16 protein-coding genes are annotated in these 17,171 nt (G+C 63.4%); 7 read left to right on the forward strand and 9 right to left on the reverse strand.

Going from position 1 to position 17,171, the window contains the following annotated elements; genetic code table 11:
* Window positions 1-3: 3 nt before the first annotated feature.
* The 3 genes from PPN31114_RS24865 to PPN31114_RS24875 all read left to right on the forward strand — a co-directional run bounded on the left by PPN31114_RS24865 (window position 4) and on the right by PPN31114_RS24875 (window position 4,160).
* A complete protein-coding gene (locus PPN31114_RS24865) occupies window positions 4-699 on the forward strand; it encodes a CYTH domain-containing protein (RefSeq protein WP_150682215.1) in 696 nt (231 codons plus the stop codon).
* Between the two features lie 51 nt (window positions 700-750).
* Window positions 751-1,614, forward strand: coding sequence for a uracil-DNA glycosylase (locus PPN31114_RS24870; protein ID WP_150682216.1), 864 nt, complete (start codon window positions 751-753; stop codon window positions 1,612-1,614).
* Window positions 1,615-1,901: 287 nt separating this feature from the next.
* Window positions 1,902-4,160, forward strand: a complete 2,259-nt coding sequence (locus tag PPN31114_RS24875; protein ID WP_150682217.1) for a TonB-dependent receptor — start codon at window positions 1,902-1,904, stop codon at window positions 4,158-4,160.
* 126 nt (window positions 4,161-4,286) lie between these two features.
* Here PPN31114_RS24875 and PPN31114_RS24880 read toward each other — a convergent pair whose 3' ends face one another.
* Window positions 4,287-5,204 carry a pirin family protein gene (locus PPN31114_RS24880; protein ID WP_150682218.1) on the reverse strand — a complete coding sequence of 306 codons (918 nt, stop codon included), beginning with the start codon at window positions 5,202-5,204 and terminating at the stop codon, window positions 4,287-4,289.
* Between the two features lie 95 nt (window positions 5,205-5,299).
* Complete coding sequence (locus PPN31114_RS24885) at window positions 5,300-5,899, reverse strand: FMN-dependent NADH-azoreductase (protein WP_150682219.1); 600 nt, start codon at window positions 5,897-5,899, stop codon at window positions 5,300-5,302.
* 245 nt (window positions 5,900-6,144) lie between these two features.
* On the opposite strand from PPN31114_RS24885, the gene PPN31114_RS24890 reads away from it, so the two are divergent.
* A complete protein-coding gene (locus tag PPN31114_RS24890; RefSeq protein WP_150682220.1) occupies window positions 6,145-7,095 on the forward strand; it encodes a LysR family transcriptional regulator in 951 nt (316 codons plus the stop codon).
* A gap of 72 nt (window positions 7,096-7,167) precedes the next feature.
* Here the strand turns inward: PPN31114_RS24890 and PPN31114_RS24895 are convergent, their stop codons facing one another.
* The 3 genes from PPN31114_RS24895 to PPN31114_RS24905 form a co-directional block, all read right to left on the reverse strand.
* Entirely contained in the window at window positions 7,168-8,979 is a 1,812-nt protein-coding gene (locus PPN31114_RS24895; protein WP_150682221.1) for a M61 family metallopeptidase, read from the reverse strand.
* Window positions 8,980-9,020: 41 nt separating this feature from the next.
* The gene (locus PPN31114_RS24900) at window positions 9,021-9,773 is read right to left on the reverse strand and encodes a DsbC family protein (protein ID WP_150682222.1); all 753 of its coding nucleotides are present in this window, start codon (window positions 9,771-9,773) and stop codon (window positions 9,021-9,023) included.
* Between the two features lie 88 nt (window positions 9,774-9,861).
* Window positions 9,862-11,058: a UbiH/UbiF family hydroxylase gene (locus PPN31114_RS24905; protein ID WP_150682223.1), complete on the reverse strand. Its 1,197-nt coding sequence runs from the start codon at window positions 11,056-11,058 to the stop codon at window positions 9,862-9,864.
* A gap of 194 nt (window positions 11,059-11,252) precedes the next feature.
* Between PPN31114_RS24905 and ypfJ the strand changes: the two genes are divergently transcribed.
* A complete protein-coding gene (gene ypfJ, locus PPN31114_RS24910; RefSeq protein WP_150682224.1) occupies window positions 11,253-12,140 on the forward strand; it encodes a KPN_02809 family neutral zinc metallopeptidase in 888 nt (295 codons plus the stop codon).
* Between the two features lie 115 nt (window positions 12,141-12,255).
* Entirely contained in the window at window positions 12,256-13,350 is a 1,095-nt protein-coding gene (gene ychF / locus PPN31114_RS24915; protein WP_150682225.1) for a redox-regulated ATPase YchF, read from the forward strand.
* 120 nt (window positions 13,351-13,470) lie between these two features.
* Here ychF and PPN31114_RS24920 read toward each other — a convergent pair whose 3' ends face one another.
* From PPN31114_RS24920 to PPN31114_RS24935, 4 genes are all read right to left on the reverse strand, one after another.
* Entirely contained in the window at window positions 13,471-13,812 is a 342-nt protein-coding gene (locus PPN31114_RS24920; protein WP_150682226.1) for a type II toxin-antitoxin system RelE/ParE family toxin, read from the reverse strand.
* Entirely contained in the window at window positions 13,809-14,087 is a 279-nt protein-coding gene (locus tag PPN31114_RS24925; RefSeq protein WP_150682372.1) for a type II toxin-antitoxin system Phd/YefM family antitoxin, read from the reverse strand. Before PPN31114_RS24925 ends, PPN31114_RS24920 begins: the two co-directional genes overlap by 4 nt.
* A 219-nt stretch (window positions 14,088-14,306) precedes the next feature.
* Window positions 14,307-14,819: a GNAT family N-acetyltransferase gene (locus PPN31114_RS24930; protein WP_246182742.1), complete on the reverse strand. Its 513-nt coding sequence runs from the start codon at window positions 14,817-14,819 to the stop codon at window positions 14,307-14,309.
* Entirely contained in the window at window positions 14,816-15,532 is a 717-nt protein-coding gene (locus PPN31114_RS24935; RefSeq protein ID WP_150682227.1) for a GntR family transcriptional regulator, read from the reverse strand. Before PPN31114_RS24935 ends, PPN31114_RS24930 begins: the two co-directional genes overlap by 4 nt.
* A 61-nt stretch (window positions 15,533-15,593) precedes the next feature.
* On the opposite strand from PPN31114_RS24935, the gene PPN31114_RS24940 reads away from it, so the two are divergent.
* Entirely contained in the window at window positions 15,594-17,102 is a 1,509-nt protein-coding gene (locus PPN31114_RS24940) for an SLC13 family permease (RefSeq protein ID WP_150682228.1), read from the forward strand.
* The last annotated feature ends 69 nt before the right edge of the window (window positions 17,103-17,171 follow it).

Here is a 17,171-nt window from a genome sequence, read left to right on the forward strand (position 1 = left end):
ACGATGGCCATCGAACGCGAACTCAAACTTGCCCTGCCGGGCGACCTCCCCACCGCACGCGCCGACGCGCTCATCGCGCATCTCGATCACCTGCCCGGTGCCGAGGCCCGCGGCGAACGCCATCTCGTGAACCGGTATTTCGATACGCCCTCGCTTGCGCTCTCGCGTGCCAAAGCGGCATTGCGCCTGCGCTATGTCGCGCGCGACGGACATCCGGGGCAGTGGCTGCAAACGTTGAAGTCGGTCGGTGAAGCGCGCGATGGACTGCATGTGCGCCACGAGTGGGAACAGCCGGTCAAGGGCGAAGCCCTTGAACTCGACGCGCTGATCGCGGCATGCGACGTGCCTGCCACGGCGGCCATGTTGCGCGACGAAGGCGACAGCGTCGTCGCGCAGTTCGAAACGAACTTCGTCCGGCGGCTGTGGCGCTATATCGCGGGGGATGGCACGGCAGTGGAGATTGCCTTCGACCGTGGTGAAGTCGCCGTTGTCTCAGGCGGTCAGCGTCATACGGAACCGCTGCTCGAAGTCGAGCTGGAGTTGCTCGATGCGCCCGACGACGATCGCGAGGGTCAGGGCGAGCGCATGCTCTTCGCGCTGTCGCAAGATTTGCGGCAAGTGCTGCCCGAGTTGCACAGCGACGATGTGAGCAAAGCGCAGCGCGGCTATCGCCTGCGCCAAAAAGTGCTTGGCGGCTGAACGTCAGCTATTCACCGCCCTTCGAATCCACGCCTTTCAAAGACGCCTCGCATGACATCACGCGCACGAGCGAAATCCAACGACGCCCATCAGCGCTCCTTGTTCGACGAACCGGCCGCAGACACCGCCGATGCACCGGTTGAAACAGCGGCCACCGCCACGTCTGGCGATGCGGGTGAACCGCGCGTCGCGGGTCCGTTGCAGGGCCGTGTCGAAGATCAATTCGATGCGCTTCCCACCGCGTGGAAAGCGCTGACGGCACCGTTTGTGGCGAGCGACGCTTACGGCCCGTTGTGCCGATACGTCGACGCCGAAGTGTCCGCAGGGAAGACGGTCTATCCGGCCGATATTTTTCATGCGCTGCGAATGACCTCGCCGCAAGACGTCAAAGTCGTGATCCTCGGGCAAGACCCGTATCACGGCGACGATCATGGCATCGCGCAAGCGCACGGCATGGCGTTCTCGGTGCAGCGTGGGGTGCGCGTGCCGCCGTCGCTGCGCAACATCTACAAAGAGATCGAACGCGATCTGGGTGTGTCGCCGCCCTCGCACGGCAATCTCGATGCGTGGGCGAAGCAAGGGGTGTTGCTGCTGAACACGACGCTCACGGTGGAAGCGGGCAATGCGGCGAGCCATGCAAAACCGTTCAAGAAGGGCGGCTGGCAAGCGTGCACGGACACCCTGCTCGGTGGCCTCGCGGCCCAACAGGGACCGTTGGTGTTTCTGCTCTGGGGCAGTCATGCGCAGGCGAAAGCCCCGCTGCTTTCGGGCCACGGCCACTTGCTGCTCGAAGCCCCGCACCCCTCGCCCCTCTCGGCCCATCGCGGCTTTCTCGGCTGCGGCCACTTCAGCGCCGCCAACGCCTTCCTCGAGCAGCACGGCAAGACCCCGATCGACTGGCGCGTGCCGGATTGATCGATCAAATGCTAGCTTTGGCGATCATTTCTGAGGCGCCTCGGCCTTTTTGATCGTCATAGCTATCAAGCGGGATCAAGCGGGCGATAACACGACGGCAAATTACCGTCGCTGTTTTATCTACCGAAATATACGACCCCATAGATCATTTCAATCGTTTACACGCTTTCCTGAACATATTAAACTTCCGGCCGTAATGAGAATTCGTCTCATTATCAAATGATAAGAATCGTGCGTTGCCCGGCCCGTCAGGCGCTCGACGGTGACGCCACAGCCGGAACACACGTATGTCTATCGCTTTCCAGACGCGCCAGCGTCTGCTCGTGACCGCCTGCGCCATGCTCGCCGCCGGTGGCACCTTCGCCCTTCCCGCTTCCGCACAATCCGTTCAGCCCGCCACCGCCACGACGCCAGCGCAGCCCGCTCAGTCCGCCGGTACGGACACGGCCGTCGCCCTGCCGACCACGCAAGTCAGCGAGAGCGCCCTCCCGTCGGCCATGCAGACCACGACCTTGCCGTCGTACAAGTTTGTGGCCCCGTTGCGCGACACGCCGCGCTCGGTCACGGTGATTCCCGAAGAACTGATCAAGCAGACGAACGCGACCACGTTCGCCGACGCACTCAAGACCGTGCCCGGCATCACGTTCCTCGGCGGCGACGCGGCAGCGAACCCCTCGGCTGACCGTCCGGTCATTCGCGGCTTCGAATCGCGCAACTCGATCTTCGTCGACGGTATGCGCGACTCCGGTGTGCAAAACCGTGAGACGTTCGCCATCGAGAACATCAGCGTCATCAAGGGCCCGGACTCGGTCTACGCCGGACGCGGCGCCGTGGGCGGCAGCATCGACATCACGACGAAAACGCCGCGCCTCGACGACTTCACCAACGCGAGCCTCGGCTTGGGCACCGACAGTTACAAGCGCCTCACGCTGGACGTGAACCGTCAGATCAACGATCAGACCGCCGTCCGCCTGAATGCGATGGGCTTCGACGCCGATCAGGCTGGCCGCACCAACGTCTACAGCAAGCGCTGGGGCATCGCCCCGTCGGTGGCCTTCGGTCTGAACAGCCCGACCACCGTCACGTTCAGCTACTACCACCTGAACTCGTATGACATGCCGGACTTCAGCGCACCGTTCCGCTCGGCAGGCGGCACGCCCGACGGCGGCTTCCAGCGCAACCAGTTCTACGGCCTGAACAACCGCGATTACCGCCGCGGACAAACCGACACCGGCGAAATCAAGATCGAGCACCGCATCAACGACACGTGGAAAGTGAAGAACACCACGATGGTCGGCCGCTCGACGCTCGACTACGTCGCGACGAACCCGCAGTTCCAATCGGCCAGCTCGAACATCATTTCGTTGCAGGCCAAGAGCGGCAAGTACGCCACCAACAGCATCGCCAACCAAACCGAACTCACGGGCAAAACCACCCTGTTCGGCTTCGAGCACACGCTCACGGCGGGTATGGAATTCAGCAACGAGCAAAGCCGCTACGAAGGCTATCTCGTGCAAGACAGCGCCGGTAACAACATCCGCTCGGGCGGTCCGTGCTCGGTCGCCTACAACTGCACCACCATCGGCGGCTGGAATCCGGATAACCCATGGACCGGCAGTCTGGTGCTCAATGGCGATAAGGCCTTCCCCGGTGCGGCCACGAACACGCGCACCGATGTCGCATCGGCCTACTTGTTCGACAGCGTGAAGCTCTCCGAGCGCTGGCTGCTCAACGCCGGGGCGCGTTTCGACCGCTTCGACGTGCACGCCGTGCAAGCGGGCGCCCCCGATCTGAAGAACATTTCGAACCTGTTCAGCTTCCAGTTGGGCGTGGTCTACAAGGTGCTGCCGACGCTTAGCCTGTACGCCTCGTACGGCACGTCGGCCAACCCGCCGGGCGCGAATAGCGGTCTTGGCGGTGGCACCGATCAGATCACGGCGGGCAATTCGAACCTCGCGCCTGAGCGCAGCCGCAATATCGAAGTCGGCGCGAAATGGGATGTGCTGGAGCAGCGTCTGTCGCTTACCGCCGCCCTGTTCCAAACCGACAAGACCAACGCGCGTGTCAGCGACGGTCTGGGCGGCACGATCAATGCAGGCAGCCAGCGCGTGCGCGGCGCTGAGCTCGGCTGGGCCGGTAACCTGACGTCGCACTGGCGCGTGTTCGGCGGCTACTCGTATCTGGACGCGATCACGACGGATGCCGGTCCGAGTGCACCGGGTGCGTCAGGCCTGCCGATGGTGATGGTGCCCAAGCACAACGTCACGCTGTGGACCGACTACGAAGTGCTGCCGAAGCTCACGCTCGGCGCAGGCATGACGCTCTCGAGCCTCACCTACGCGTCGGTCTCCGCCACCACGCGCAAATGGACGCCGGGCTATGCACGCTTCGACGCGATGGCAACGTATCGCATCTCGCGCACCGTCGATCTGCAACTCAACGTGCAGAACATCTTCGACAAGAAGTACTACGCCAGCGCGTACCCGATCTACGCAACGTGGGCCCCGGGCCGCAGTGCCATGCTCACGCTGAACTTCCATCAGTGATGGCGTAATCGCGTAGACACGCAAGCGTAAAAAGGGGGATTCAGTCGCACGACCGAATCCCCCTTCTGCATTCATGCCCATCGTATTGCCGCGATATGACGTCACCCCGGCATCAACCCGGCGGGGTCAAAGCGTTCCCATCGATCCTTGCTGATAGCGCCGCATGAGGTTGATGAGGTCTCCCTCATCGCGCGCCGCAAAGTTGCCGCGAAACACCACCGGTTCATCGAGCGGCACACCGCCCACCAGCAGCAGCCTGGCGCCCTCGCGCCCCGCCATCTGCCATTCGCCCGGCGGTAACAGCAAAGCCTCTACACCGCCGCCATCGGCACGCAGTGCATGATCGGCCAGCGCCGCCTCACCCTGCGCGACCAACGCCACCCAACGGCGGCCATCGCACGGGATGGTGAGCGCGCGCAAATCGTCGGCGCGCCAGTCGAGGCGCAGCAACGTCGTGGGTTTCTCGTCAGGAACGCATTCGCTCGCAGCGGTATCGCCGGGCGCAACGTGCCGTCCATCCCATTCGCCGCAGACGAGCGTCAAGTCGAGCGCGCCCGCTTGCCAGTGGGGCATCGCGGCGGCGCGCAATACGGTTTGCTCGGGGGCGCCATGCGCATGCCGCCCGGCACGATTCACCACGAGCCGTACACCGCGCACGGTCTTGCAAAGGTCTGACGGCACGTCGTCGTGCACGGTGCCGCAATTGGCTTCGAGCCAAAGCAGATCGCCGGGGTCGAGCGTGTCGTCGCCGCCTTGCGCATTGCGGCTGCGCAACGACGTCGTCGATTCGGGAAACAGATAGGTCACCACGGCACATCCGGCATGCGGATGCGGGGGAATACTCGCGCCGTGACGGCGAAAGACGTCGATCGACAGAAACGGATCTGTCTCGTCGACCTGATCGAAAACACCCGCCCCCGCAGCCGCAGCACAGCGGCCGGGCCGGGAGACGGGAAGCACGCGCGGATTGGCCGTCGCGCCGGCATGGGCGGCCGGACGCTTCGTCACACGAGTCCGCAGGGAGACGGCATTCGAGTTAGCCATTCAGGGGTCCGCACGTACGGGAGAACTTGTTGCTAATGACGCTGAGTGCACGAAACCCGGCACGCTGATGTAGCGCGCCGGGTGGGTGCATTCAATTACAGCGCAGCGATCGCGTCGCGGGCGTTCTTGAAACCGGCAGCGGCCGATTCCGGACCACGTGCCAAACCTTCGGCGAAGATGAAGTTCACGTCGGTCATGCCGAGGAAGCCGAGAATCGCCTTCAGGTACGGGGTCTGGCTGTCGGCCGGGGTGTCCTTGTAGTTGCCGCCACGGGCGAACGCGACGAACACCTTCTTGCCTTGAATCAGGCCTTCCACCGTACCGTCTTCACGGTAGCGGAACGTCACGCGAGCGCGGGCGATCCAGTCGAAGTAAGCCTTCAGTTGCGACGGCACTTGGAAGTTGTACAGCGGCACGCCGAACACGACGTAGTCGGCGGCTTGAATTTCGGCAATCAGTGCGTCGCTGCGCGCGATGATGGCGTTCTGCTCGGGCGAGCGTTGATCTTCCGGCGTGAAGAACGCGCCGATCACAGCTTCGTCCAAGTGCGGCACGCCATCGGCCAGCAGGTCGCGTACGACCACGTTGGCACCGGGGTTCTTTGCGACCAGTTGCGCCACGGTTTCGTTGGCGAGCGTGGTCGAGTTGGCACCCTGCGAACGGGCGGCGGAATTGATTTGCAGAATCGTGGTCATTGCGGTGGCTCCTAAGCCTGGGGGTCGGTAAATCCGTCCACGCAGGCCCCCTTCACCGGGGATGCCGTCAATTGCGTGTCGGCTTAGGTTGAATTCTAGTTACCCACAAAAATGAAACAAGCCGCTAAAATCGAATTGTTTGTTCCCATTTTGGAACAATAGATTTGCCCGGCCCGGGTAGCGATTTCACACAATGGACGCGACGCCAGAAGGCGCTGCGAGGTGTCCCCTAGGAGCGCACTGCGATGATTGACGATCTGAACGACATGCTGATCTTCGCCGAAGTCGTGCGCTCGGGAAGCATCACCCGGGCAGGCGAGCGGCTCGATTTGCCGAAGGCCACGGTCAGCCGCCGACTGTCGCGGCTGGAGACCCGGCTGGGCACGCGGCTGCTGCACAAAACCACGCGACGGCTCGAACTCACCGAAGTGGGCGAAGCGTATTACGAACGTTGTTTGCCGATTCTGGAAGAGGTCGAAGAGACACGCGACTTCGCCTCGCAACTCTCCAACAAGCCGCGCGGACGCCTGCGTATCACCGCCCCCGCCGACTTTGCCACGCAATGGCTGGCGCTGCCGCTCGCCACGTTCTGCGCGGCATATCCCGAGATCACTGTCGATGTCGATTTGAGTTCACGGCAGGTCGACTTGATCGCCGAGCGCGTCGATGTCGCCATTCGTGCGGGTCAACTCTCCGATTCCACGCTCGTGGCGCGTCCGTTGCTGATGCTCACGCGAAGCCTCTATGCGAGTCCGCTCTATCTGAGCGCGACCGGCCTGCCCGAGGTGCCCGAAGAACTCGCCGGACACCGCTACGTGATTCTCCAAGGCGCGCGGCGGCTCTTCAACACCGACACGTTGCATAAGGGCCGCCAACGCGTCGACATCACGATGCATGGCGCGATTCAGGTCAACAGCATGGGGATGGTCAAGGAGATGGCGCTGGCGGGCAGCGGCATTGCCGCGCTGACCGACATTCTGGCCGAAGATGCGTTGCGCACCGGCCGTCTGGTGAAGGTGCTGCCCGAGTGGTCGCTACCGGCCAGCCCGGTGCATTTGGTAACGCCCTCGCGCCGCTTTCTGCCGAGAAAGACCCAAGTCTTCATCGAACATATGCTCGCGGTCGCGCGGACCTGCCCCGAAGAGAACCGCGACCCGGCTGTGCCGGGTCCGGCGCCCGTCGAGGCTAAGCGCTGATTACGCGCTTAGCCACTGCATTACGTCGTCGCGTTAAATTGCCGCATTAGATTGTCGCGGTAAATCGTCACGTCAGGCCGCCGCATTCAGCCATTTCTCGCGGCGTTGCGCGGCAGCGCGATCGCGCGTTGCCGTAATGCGGTACTGCGTCACTTCAGGCGCGTCGAGCGTGAGCGTGGTTTCGCGCAATTCGTCGCGACGGAACGCATGCAGGCGCACCTGATCGCCCGCGCGATAGCGTTCGAGCAACTTGTCGAGATTGCCCGTCGTCACGCGCAGGCCATCGATCGCGACGAGCGTATCGCCCGCCGACAACCCCGCCGCTTGCGCCGCCCCGCCGTCGAGCACCTGCGCGAGGGCAAGATCGTCGCCGCGTTTGGCGGTCTTCGCGCCCAGCGACGGGCGGCCATGTTCCGGCGTCACCGGGGCCAACGTCAGACCGACACGCTCCAACAACGACGCGAGCGGTAAATCGCGCGTGCCGTTGATCGCCGTCGCGAAGAATTCCGACAGGTCGACACCCGACACTTCCTCGAACAACGGCTGCACCGCGTCTTCGGCAATGCCGATGGGCGAGCCGCGATAGAAATCGCGCCCGTAGCGCTGCCACAGCGCCCGCATGATGTCGTCGAGCGACTTCTGGCCGCGCGTTTGCGTGCGGATGGTCAAGTCGAGGGCGAGCGCGATCAGCGAACCTTTCGTGTAGTAGCTCACGATCGCGTTCGGTGCGTTCTCGTCCTGACGGTAATACTTCGTCCACGCATCGAACGAGCTCTCAGCCACGGTTTGTTTCAGGCGGCCGCTGCCGCGCAGTACGTTGGCCACCGTCTTCGCGACCAGTTCGTAATACGCCGGGGCATCGATCACGCCGCTGCGCACGAGCATCAGATCGTCGTAATACGACGTGAAGCCTTCGAACAGCCACAACAGGCGCGTGTAGTTTTCCTGATCGAGCGTGTACGGCGCGAACGCTGCCGGTTTGATGCGCTTGACGTTCCACGTGTGGAAGTACTCGTGGCTCACTAAGCCGAGAAAGCCGCGATACGCGTCGCTCATCTTCGCCTGCCCTTGCACCGGCAAGTCGTTGCGGCTGGCGAGCAGCGCGGTGGAGGCGCGATGCTCCAGCCCACCGTAGCCGTCGCCGACCGTCATGAGCAAGAACACATAACGCTGCATGGGCACACGCGAGCGCGTGCTGGCGCCCGGCTCGAACAGCCGGATCTGCGATTCGCAGATCTTCTTCATATCGCGCAGCAAACGATCCAGATCGAGATTCGGCACGGGGCCGGTAATCGCAACCTCGTGCGTCACGCCGCACGCCTTGAAGGTGCCGTGCACAAACGTGCCGAGCTCCACCGGCGAGTCGATGAGTTCGTCGTAATCGGCCGCCACGTAGCGCCCGAAGTCGAGCGCGTTCGTCCCCTGCGCGGGTTCGAGCGCCGTTGCCACGCGCCACGCCTTGTAAGCGACACCGCGCGGACGCAGGATGTCGACCTCACAGGGCGAAGTTTCCTGTCCTTGCACACGCAGAAACACGCTGGTGCCGTTGAAGAAGCCGTGCGTGTCGTCCAGATGCGCCGCGCGCACCGAGAGATCCCACGCATAGACTTCGTAGGTCACGATCAGCGTGCCTTTGCAGGGCGCTGCCTGCCACGTGTGCTTGTCGAGCTTGTCGAGCGCCACCTTGCGGCCACGGCACGTCGCACCGATGGTCACGATGTTGCGAGCGAACTCGCGCACCATGTAGCTCCCCGGAATCCATGCGGGCAGCGTAAAACGCTGGCCTTCGGGTGCGGGGTTGGAGACCGTGACGCTCACTTCGAACAAGTGAGCGGCGGGCGACTTCGGAACAATGGCGTACCGAATGGAAGGCGTAGCTTTCATGGCGTGCGTGGCGTGGGTGGACGCTTCTTATGTAGGAGGGCTTACTTGACGGTGGCGAGTGCCTTTTCCAGTTCGTCGGCGGGCACAGCACCCGGCAGACGGCGGCCGTCGGACAGAATGATCGTCGGCGTGCCCGTCACGTTATAGCTGTGGCCGAGCGCCACGTTCTGCTTGACCGGACCGTCGTCGCACTTCGCCGTGGGCGTGGCCGGGGCCTTCTTGTCGATCATCCAGTCGTGCCAGGCCTTGAGGCGGTCGGTCGAGCACCAGATGGCCTTCGACTTGGCGTCCGAATCCGGGCCGAGCACCGGATACAGGAAGGTGTAGACGGTGATGTTGTCGATGTTCGACTTCAGCGTCTCTTCGAAACGCTTGCAGTACGGGCAGTTCGGGTCGGAGAAGACGGCGATCTTGCGGCTGCCGTTGCCCTTCACGAACTTGATGGCGCGATCGAGCGGCAGCTTGGCGAAGTCGACCTTGTTCAGTTCGGACTGACGCGCTTCCGTGAGGTTTTGACGCGTCTTGGTATCGACCAGATTGCCGCCCAGAATCACGTACTGTGCCTTCTCGTCGGCGTAGATGATCTCGCCGCCCACCGCCACTTCATAGAGCCCCGGCACCGGCGTGCGCGCCACCGACTTCACGGGGGCATCGGCACCGAGCGTCTTCTGCACGGCGCTTTTCACGCGGTCGAGCGTCGCGTCCGGCTTGTTCTGCGCGACGGCCAGCGTGGTGACACCGGCGGCGCAAACCGCTGCGATAGCAAGCGCCGCGGCGCGATAACGTTGCAACATCGAATTTCTCCAGAAGTAGTGTCGTGCTTGAGAGTGCGTGGGGATGCGTGGCGCGGGGCTGGCCAGCGATCGCTAGCCCGCCGAAGCGTCAGCCCAGCGCGCGGCCGATCAGGAATTTCTTCAGGAAGGGCAGCATGTTCACGCCGTCGAGCCCGGCATTGCGCGCGAACTTCGCGAGCGGGCTGTTCACCGAGAACAGCTTGTGCAGCCCGTCCGTCGTGAAGGCCATGCTGCCGATGTCTTCCTTGCGAGCGCGCTCGTAGCGGCGCAGCACGGTGGCGTCACCGCAATCGCGGAACGATTCGCGCGCCGCAATGGCATCGCCGAGCGCCGCGACATCGCGCAGGCCGAGGTTCATGCCCTGCCCGGCCAGCGGATGCACGACGTGTGCCGCATCGCCGATCAGCGCGACACGCTGCGCAATCAGACGTTTGGCCTGTGCGAGCACCAGCGGAAAACCCTGCGCGCGGGCTGAGACCGGCGTGAGCTGGCCGAGTTCACCTTTCGCGAAGGTGCCGATACGCTCGGCAAGGTCTTTGGGATCGAGCGCGAGCAACTGATTGGCGTGACCGTCAGCGGCCGACCAGACGAGCGAGACGTGCTGATCCGGCAGCGGCAGCAGCGCAATGATCTCGCCATCGTGAAACCATTGAAACGCCGTATCGCGGTGCGAGCGCTCCGCGCGGAAGTTGCACACCACACCGAGTTGCTCGTACGGACGCACCGAGCCATCGAGGCCCGCTGTGCTTCGCACCCACGAATGCGAACCGTCGGCACCGACCACAAGCGACGCGCGCAGCACCTTGCCGTCCGAGAGCCGCACCGAGGCCGCTTCGGCATCGACTTCGAGGGTGTCGGCGCGGGCATCGACCCAGTGCACTTGCGGGGAGAAACGCAGCGCGGCGTCGAGCGCGCGTTCCAGATTGGCGGATTCAGCAATCCATGCCAACTGGGGCACGGCGGCCTGATACGCCGAGAAATGCAGACTGCCGCGTTCGTCGCCGAACACTTCCATGTCGTAGACGGGGTTCACGCGGGCGGGATCGACGGCTTGCCAGACACGCATGCGCTCGAACAGCGCTTGCGAGCTGGACGACAGCGAGTAGATGCGGGCGTCCCACGGGTCGCCGCCGTTGCCCGGCGCGGCCTGTGCGGCGGCGGGCTGAGCGAGCAGCGCGACCGACAGCCGGGCTTGCGAAAGCAGCAAGGCAGCGGCCTTGCCGATCAGACCGCCACCGACGACGATCACGTCGTGCGTTTGGCTCGAAGTTTGGGATTGGGCCATGCGGCGAATGCAGCGCCCGCGCCATGACAGCACGAGCCGACTGGTTCTGAAAACGAGATGGCGTATTGTCGCACGCCTGCCGCCGGGGCGATGCCCGGGTGCCTAGGGCCTGCCTGCGACCGAGCGTCGCGCGCACGGCGCCCAGCGCTATACTTCCGCGCAGATCGCGTGCTTCTGCACAAGGGAGATTACAAATGCGTCTCGACGACGAACAAGAAAGCCAAAATGTTGAAGATCGCCGGGGCAGTGGCGGCGGATTCGGAGGGCGCACGACCATCGGCATCGGCACGATCGTGGTGGCGCTGGCGGCCTCGTATTTCTTCGGCATCGACCCGCGGGTGATTATCGAAGGCTCGCAGATGTTGCAGGGACAGACGCAGTCGCAGCCCTCGCCCTCTCAGCGGGCCCCGGCCAACACCGCGCCGGCTACCGATCCCAAGATCGTCTTCACGCGACGCGTGCTCGGCAACATCGAGCGGACTTGGACCACCGTCTTCCAGACGCAGTTGAATCGCCAATATGTCGCGCCCAAGCTGGTGGTGTTCTCCGGCGCGACGGCGACCGCCTGTGGCACGGGACAAACGGCGATGGGGCCGTTTTACTGCCCGGGCGACCGTCAGGTGTACATCGATCTCGAGTTTTACGACGAATTGCAGCGCAAGTTCGGCGCGGGCGGCGATTTCGCGCAAGCGTATGTGATCGCGCACGAAGTCGGCCATCACGTGCAGAACCTGTTGGGCATCTCCGACCAGTTCGACGCGGCGCGCCGGCGTCTGTCCGAAGCGCAGGCCAATGCGTTGTCGGTGCGGCTGGAATTGCAGGCGGACTGTTTTGCGGGCGTGTGGGCGAACAATGCGGCGAAGGCGAAGCAGCAGTTGTTCGAGCCGGGCGATATCGAGCAGGGCTTGAAAGCGGCGGCGGCCATTGGCGACGACCGTTTGCAGCAGCAGTCGCAGGGCCGTGTGGTGCCCGAGTCGTTCACGCACGGCACGAGTGCGCAGCGGGTGTATTGGCTGCGCGAGGGGTTGCAATACGGGGATGTGCGCAAGTGCGACACGTTCTCGGCCAAGCAGCTTAGCTGAGCACGGTTGGACGGCGCGGCCGATAACGCGACCAATGACTCGGCGGAAAACGCGGGCGAAGCGGGTACAATAGCGGACTTTCCGCGACGCAACACCGGATTTAACAGGATTTAGCATGAGCCTCAAATGCGGCATCGTCGGCTTGCCCAATGTCGGCAAATCGACCCTTTTCAATGCGCTGACCAAGGCGGGCATCGCTGCCGAGAACTACCCGTTCTGTACGATCGAGCCGAACGTTGGCGTGGTCGAGGTGCCGGACCCGCGTCTGGGCAAGCTCGCCGAGATCGTCAAACCCGAGCGAATCATGCCGGCAACGGTGGAATTCGTGGACATCGCCGGTCTGGTGGCGGGCGCGTCCAAGGGTGAAGGGCTGGGCAACCAGTTCCTCGCGAACATTCGCGAAACCGATGCGATTACGCACGTCGTGCGTTGCTTCGAGGATGAAAACGTCATCCACGTGTCCGGCAAGGTCAACCCGATCTCCGACATCGAAGTGATCAACACCGAACTCGCGCTGGCCGACCTGGGCACCGTCGAGAAGGCGTTGCAGCGTTACACGAAGGCAGCCAAGTCGGGTAACGACAAGGAAGCGGCCAAGCTGGTGGCGGTGCTCGAGAAGGTGGTGCCGGTGCTCAACGAAGCGCGCCCGGTGCGCTCGATCAAGCTCTCGGACGACGAGCTCGCGCTGATCAAGCCGTTCTGCCTGATCACGGCCAAGCCGACGATGTATGTGGCGAACGTGAAGGACGACGGTTTCGAGAACAATCCGCATCTGGATGCGGTGCGCAAGTACGCTGAAGCCGAGAATGCGCCTGTCGTGGCCGTGTGCGCTGCGATTGAAGCCGAAATCGGCGACATGGACGACGCCGACAAGGCCGAGTTCCTGGCCGACATGGGCATGGACGAGCCGGGCCTGGACCGCGTGATTCGCGCCGGTTTCAAGCTGCTGGGCTTGCAGACGTACTTCACGGCTGGCGTGAAGGAAGTGCGCGCGTGGACGATTCACGTGGGCGACACGGCACCGCAAGCGGCCGGCGTGATCCACACCGACTTCGAGCGTGGCTTCATCCGCGCGCAAACCATCGCGTTCGACGACTACATCCAGTTCAAGGGCGAGCAAGGCGCGAAAGAAGCCGGCAAGATGCGCGCCGAAGGCAAGGAATACGTCGTGCACGACGGCGACGTGATGAATTTCTTGTTTAACGTCTGAGTCGGCTGACAGTTGATTTGTGGTGGCGGACGGGGTAACGCGTTCGCTGCCAAAGAAAACACCCCGGATAGCAGTGGTTCGCCGCTGATCCGGGGTGTTTTCGTTTGCGAGGTGATTGGGTTAGCCGGTGAGCAGACGATTCTCGAGAACCGTCTGCATGTCCCGTCGCCCGTCAGCGACAACGTAGATCACCACTTGCTTGTCGAGGATGCGATAGATGACCCGATAGGGTTTGAAGGTGACCTGACGAAACTCTTTGATGCCCAGCCACGCCAATTCTCTGGGATAGTTACCGCGCTCCGGCCATTGCGCGAGACTTTCCACGACTTTCATCAGTTGATCGAGCACGTGATCCGCATTTTGCGGGCAGTCGAACTCGCCGATGTAGTCGTAAATCGCTTCAAGGTCGCTTTCTGCCCCCGGGGTCATGGTCACTTTGTATTTGACCTGCCCTTTCGTCATTCCACCGACCCTCGCTTTTTACGAAGACGTGCCACGACATCGGCAACCGGCTTGACGTTACCTGCCTCAACGTCTTGATTACCGAGCGCAAGCAGCTTGAGGAGCGCTAGGGTTTCCTGTGTGGCTTCGTAAGAAGCCACGTCCACGAGAACGGCCTTCGCTTCGCCGTTTTGCGTAATGATCAGCGGCATGCGTTGTTTTGCAAGCGTCGTGAGGACCTCCGCCGCGTTTGCCTTCAGATAGCTGATCGGCTTGACCTGCGTCGAGTAGCGCATTTCCATGATTCCAATTCCCAAGTAAGACCGAATATAGACTTTTTATAGTCCGACCTCAACGACATACGTCTCAAGGGGTCCTGGGGAGTATGGAAGCGATTCGTGCGTGCTAATCCGATAATGACACGGCGATATGAACTCGCAACGCGCCGCCCTTGGCGGGCGTGGCCTTCCAGAGCGGAAGCGTTTTGCCCGACATAGCGGTTTATCAGACTGCACTCACGCCGCGCCGTGGGTATCGTCAGCCTCAGATGCCATCTCGTCGTAATCCCCCTCTTCCGACACCCCGGTGCCGACCACAACAAACCCGTGCCGCAAATAAAACGCCGTCGCTCGCGCGTTGTTCACCAGACATTTGAGCCGATAGCGATGTGTCGGCCAGCCTGGAAGCGCACGCAGTAGCGCTGTGCCCGCGCCTTTGCCCTGCGACGATTCGCGCACGTAGAGCATGTGGATGAAATCGTCCGCTGGCCACACGGAGACGAAGCCGAGGATTTCACCATCGCCCCGCCTCGCGACGTGAATCGTCTCGCCCTCCGCGTGCACCGCGAAGTCGCCGTACTGAAATCGCTCCGGAGGCACCCATGTCATGGTCTGCCGTCGTAGATCCAGATACATCTGGGCAAGCACTGGGAAATCTGCCACCGCTGCGACTTCGATGGCGAACGCATTTCCCCTCGCGCTAATGTTGCCGCCATCGCCGCTGTCGCCGAGATCACCGATGCCGCTCACGCGTCCCACCCCTCACGAATGATTTGCGCAATCCGCTCGCCGGTCTCCCGGTTGTGCGCCTGCACCAGTGCGACCGCTCCGGCGTCGTCACCCACCGCGCAAAGGCGCAGCAACTTCCGATGCTCTTCGTGCGAGCGCTGCGCATTCCCCTGCGTGCGCCACGAGAGGAACAAATACCGGCCGAGATTCAAACGCGCCGTCGCAACCGCCCGCTGGAAATAGGGTCGTTCGGCTTTCGCGTACAACATCGCGTGGAACGCCGCATTGCGCGCCACAACGTCCGCGAGATCCGTCGCCGCCTCCAGCGCATCGAGCGACGCTTCGGCGCGTGCCAGATCTGCGCGCGACAAATTCGGCATCGCCAGCGCCATCAACCGCCCTTCCAGCAGCGCACGGAAATCCGCCAGCTCTATCGCATCACGCTCGGTCAGCGATGCCACCACCGTGCCGCGATTCACCCGGCTGAGCGCCAATCCGTCTGCCGCCAGCATCGTGAGCGCCTCGCGCACCGGCACATGACTCACCCCCAGCGCTGCCGCTAAATGATCCTGCCGCAACGCCTCGCCCGGCTTCAACTCGCCACGGCCAATCTGCTCACGCAGCATCTCGTAAGCCCGCTCAGTGGCCGTTCCGGCTGCCGATGTGGACCCCGCTTCCGACCCCAGATCCGACCCTGCTCCCGACGCTGCATTCGATCCCATGTCTTGGCTCATCCGTGACGCTCTCGGCAAATTATATATAATCACGCAAAATTATATATTATCTGGAGCCGCCATGTCACAAGCCAGCCCACCGCCTGCCGCCAGCGGGGTCGCAGCCCCCTCCGCTCCCGCCGTCCCGGCCACCCCCGCCACCCCCGCCATCCCTGCCATCCCTGCCGACGCCTTTGCCCCCGGCCGACGCTGGCGTCACGGCGTCGTCGTTGGCATCAGTGCCGCGCTGGGCGTCGCGCTATACGGGGCAGGATTGCGCGGCGATGCGCTCTCCGTGGCCGTCATCGTCACGCTCTGTCTTGGCTACTGGGCCACCGGCTGGCTGCCCGACTTCCTCGTCTCGCTGCTGCTGATGTTTCTGCTCGCCGCAGGCACTTCGCTCGGAGCCGATGTCGTCTTCTCCGGCTTTACGTCGGGGGCGTTCTGGCTAGTGTTCAGCGGTGCCGTCATCGGCATGGCACTGGCGGTGACAGGACTCGGTGAGCGTGTCGCGCGCCAGTTGGCCGCCCACTGCGGACACGCCTACGGACTCGCTCTCGCGGGCTTTGTCGCCATCGCCTTCGTGCTGTCGCTCGTCATGCCCTCCACGCTCGGACGCATCGCCATCCTCGTGCCGATCGTGCTGAGTTTCTGCGACCGCGTCGGCTTTGCCGCCGATCGCCCGGGCCGCACAGGGCTTCTGCTCGCTACCGCCCTGGCCAGTTGCGAATTGTCGAGCGCCATCCTGCCCGCAAACCTGCCAAATCTCGTCATGGCCGGGAGTGCCGAAACGGTGCTGGGCATTCGCCTCGGCTACGCCGAATACGCCCTCGCGTTCGTCCCTGCGCTGGCCGTCGTGCGCGGCGTGGTGCTCGTCGTCGTCGCCATGTGGATGTTCCCCGACCGGCTGAGCGCCGCCGACCTTACCGCCACTCAGGCACGCGGCGATGCAACGCGTGCAATGAGTGCGGCAGAGCGCCGCCTGCTCGGCGCATTGGCGCTGATGTTGGGTCTCTGGTTCACCGAGCCGTGGCACCACGTCTCGGCAGGTTGGGTAGGACTCGGCGTGGCATTGCTATGCCTCGGCCCGTTGCGACTGGTGAATCTGGATGCGTTTCTAAAGCAGGTGAAACTCGCGCCGCTGTGGTTTGTTGCCGCCATCATCGGGCTGACGGCGGCAGTCGATCACGCGGGTCTAGCTGACGCGTTGCGCCCGGCACTCGCGCACCTCGACCTCGCGCAAATGTCCGCTATCCCCGCCTATCTCGTGCTGGTCGCGTTATCCATTGCGCTTATGTTTGCCGTCACGTCGAACGCTGCCCCGGCGCTGTTCACACCGCTGGTCCCAGCACTAGCTCAAGGAGTGGGGGCAGCGGCACCGCTAGGCGTGAAGACCGTGTTGTTGACGCAGGCGGTCGGCATCTCGACGATCGTGTTGCCGTATCAAGCACCGCCGCTCATTCTCGCGATGGCGCTTGCAGGCATCGGACTCCGAGACGCCACCCGCTTTTGTGCCGCCACGGCTGCGCTCTCGCTGGTCACCGTATTGCCCATCAACGCACTTTGGTGGCGTGCGATTGGGCTGATGTGACGCCTGTGTTCCGCTGGCGTGAGGTTTTACGTGGCCATCCGAGCCAAAACTTCAAACGCTGGTTTGCCA

It is taken from the genome of Pandoraea pneumonica (genome assembly GCF_902459645.1).
GTDB classification, from domain to species: domain Bacteria; phylum Pseudomonadota; class Gammaproteobacteria; order Burkholderiales; family Burkholderiaceae; genus Pandoraea; species Pandoraea pneumonica.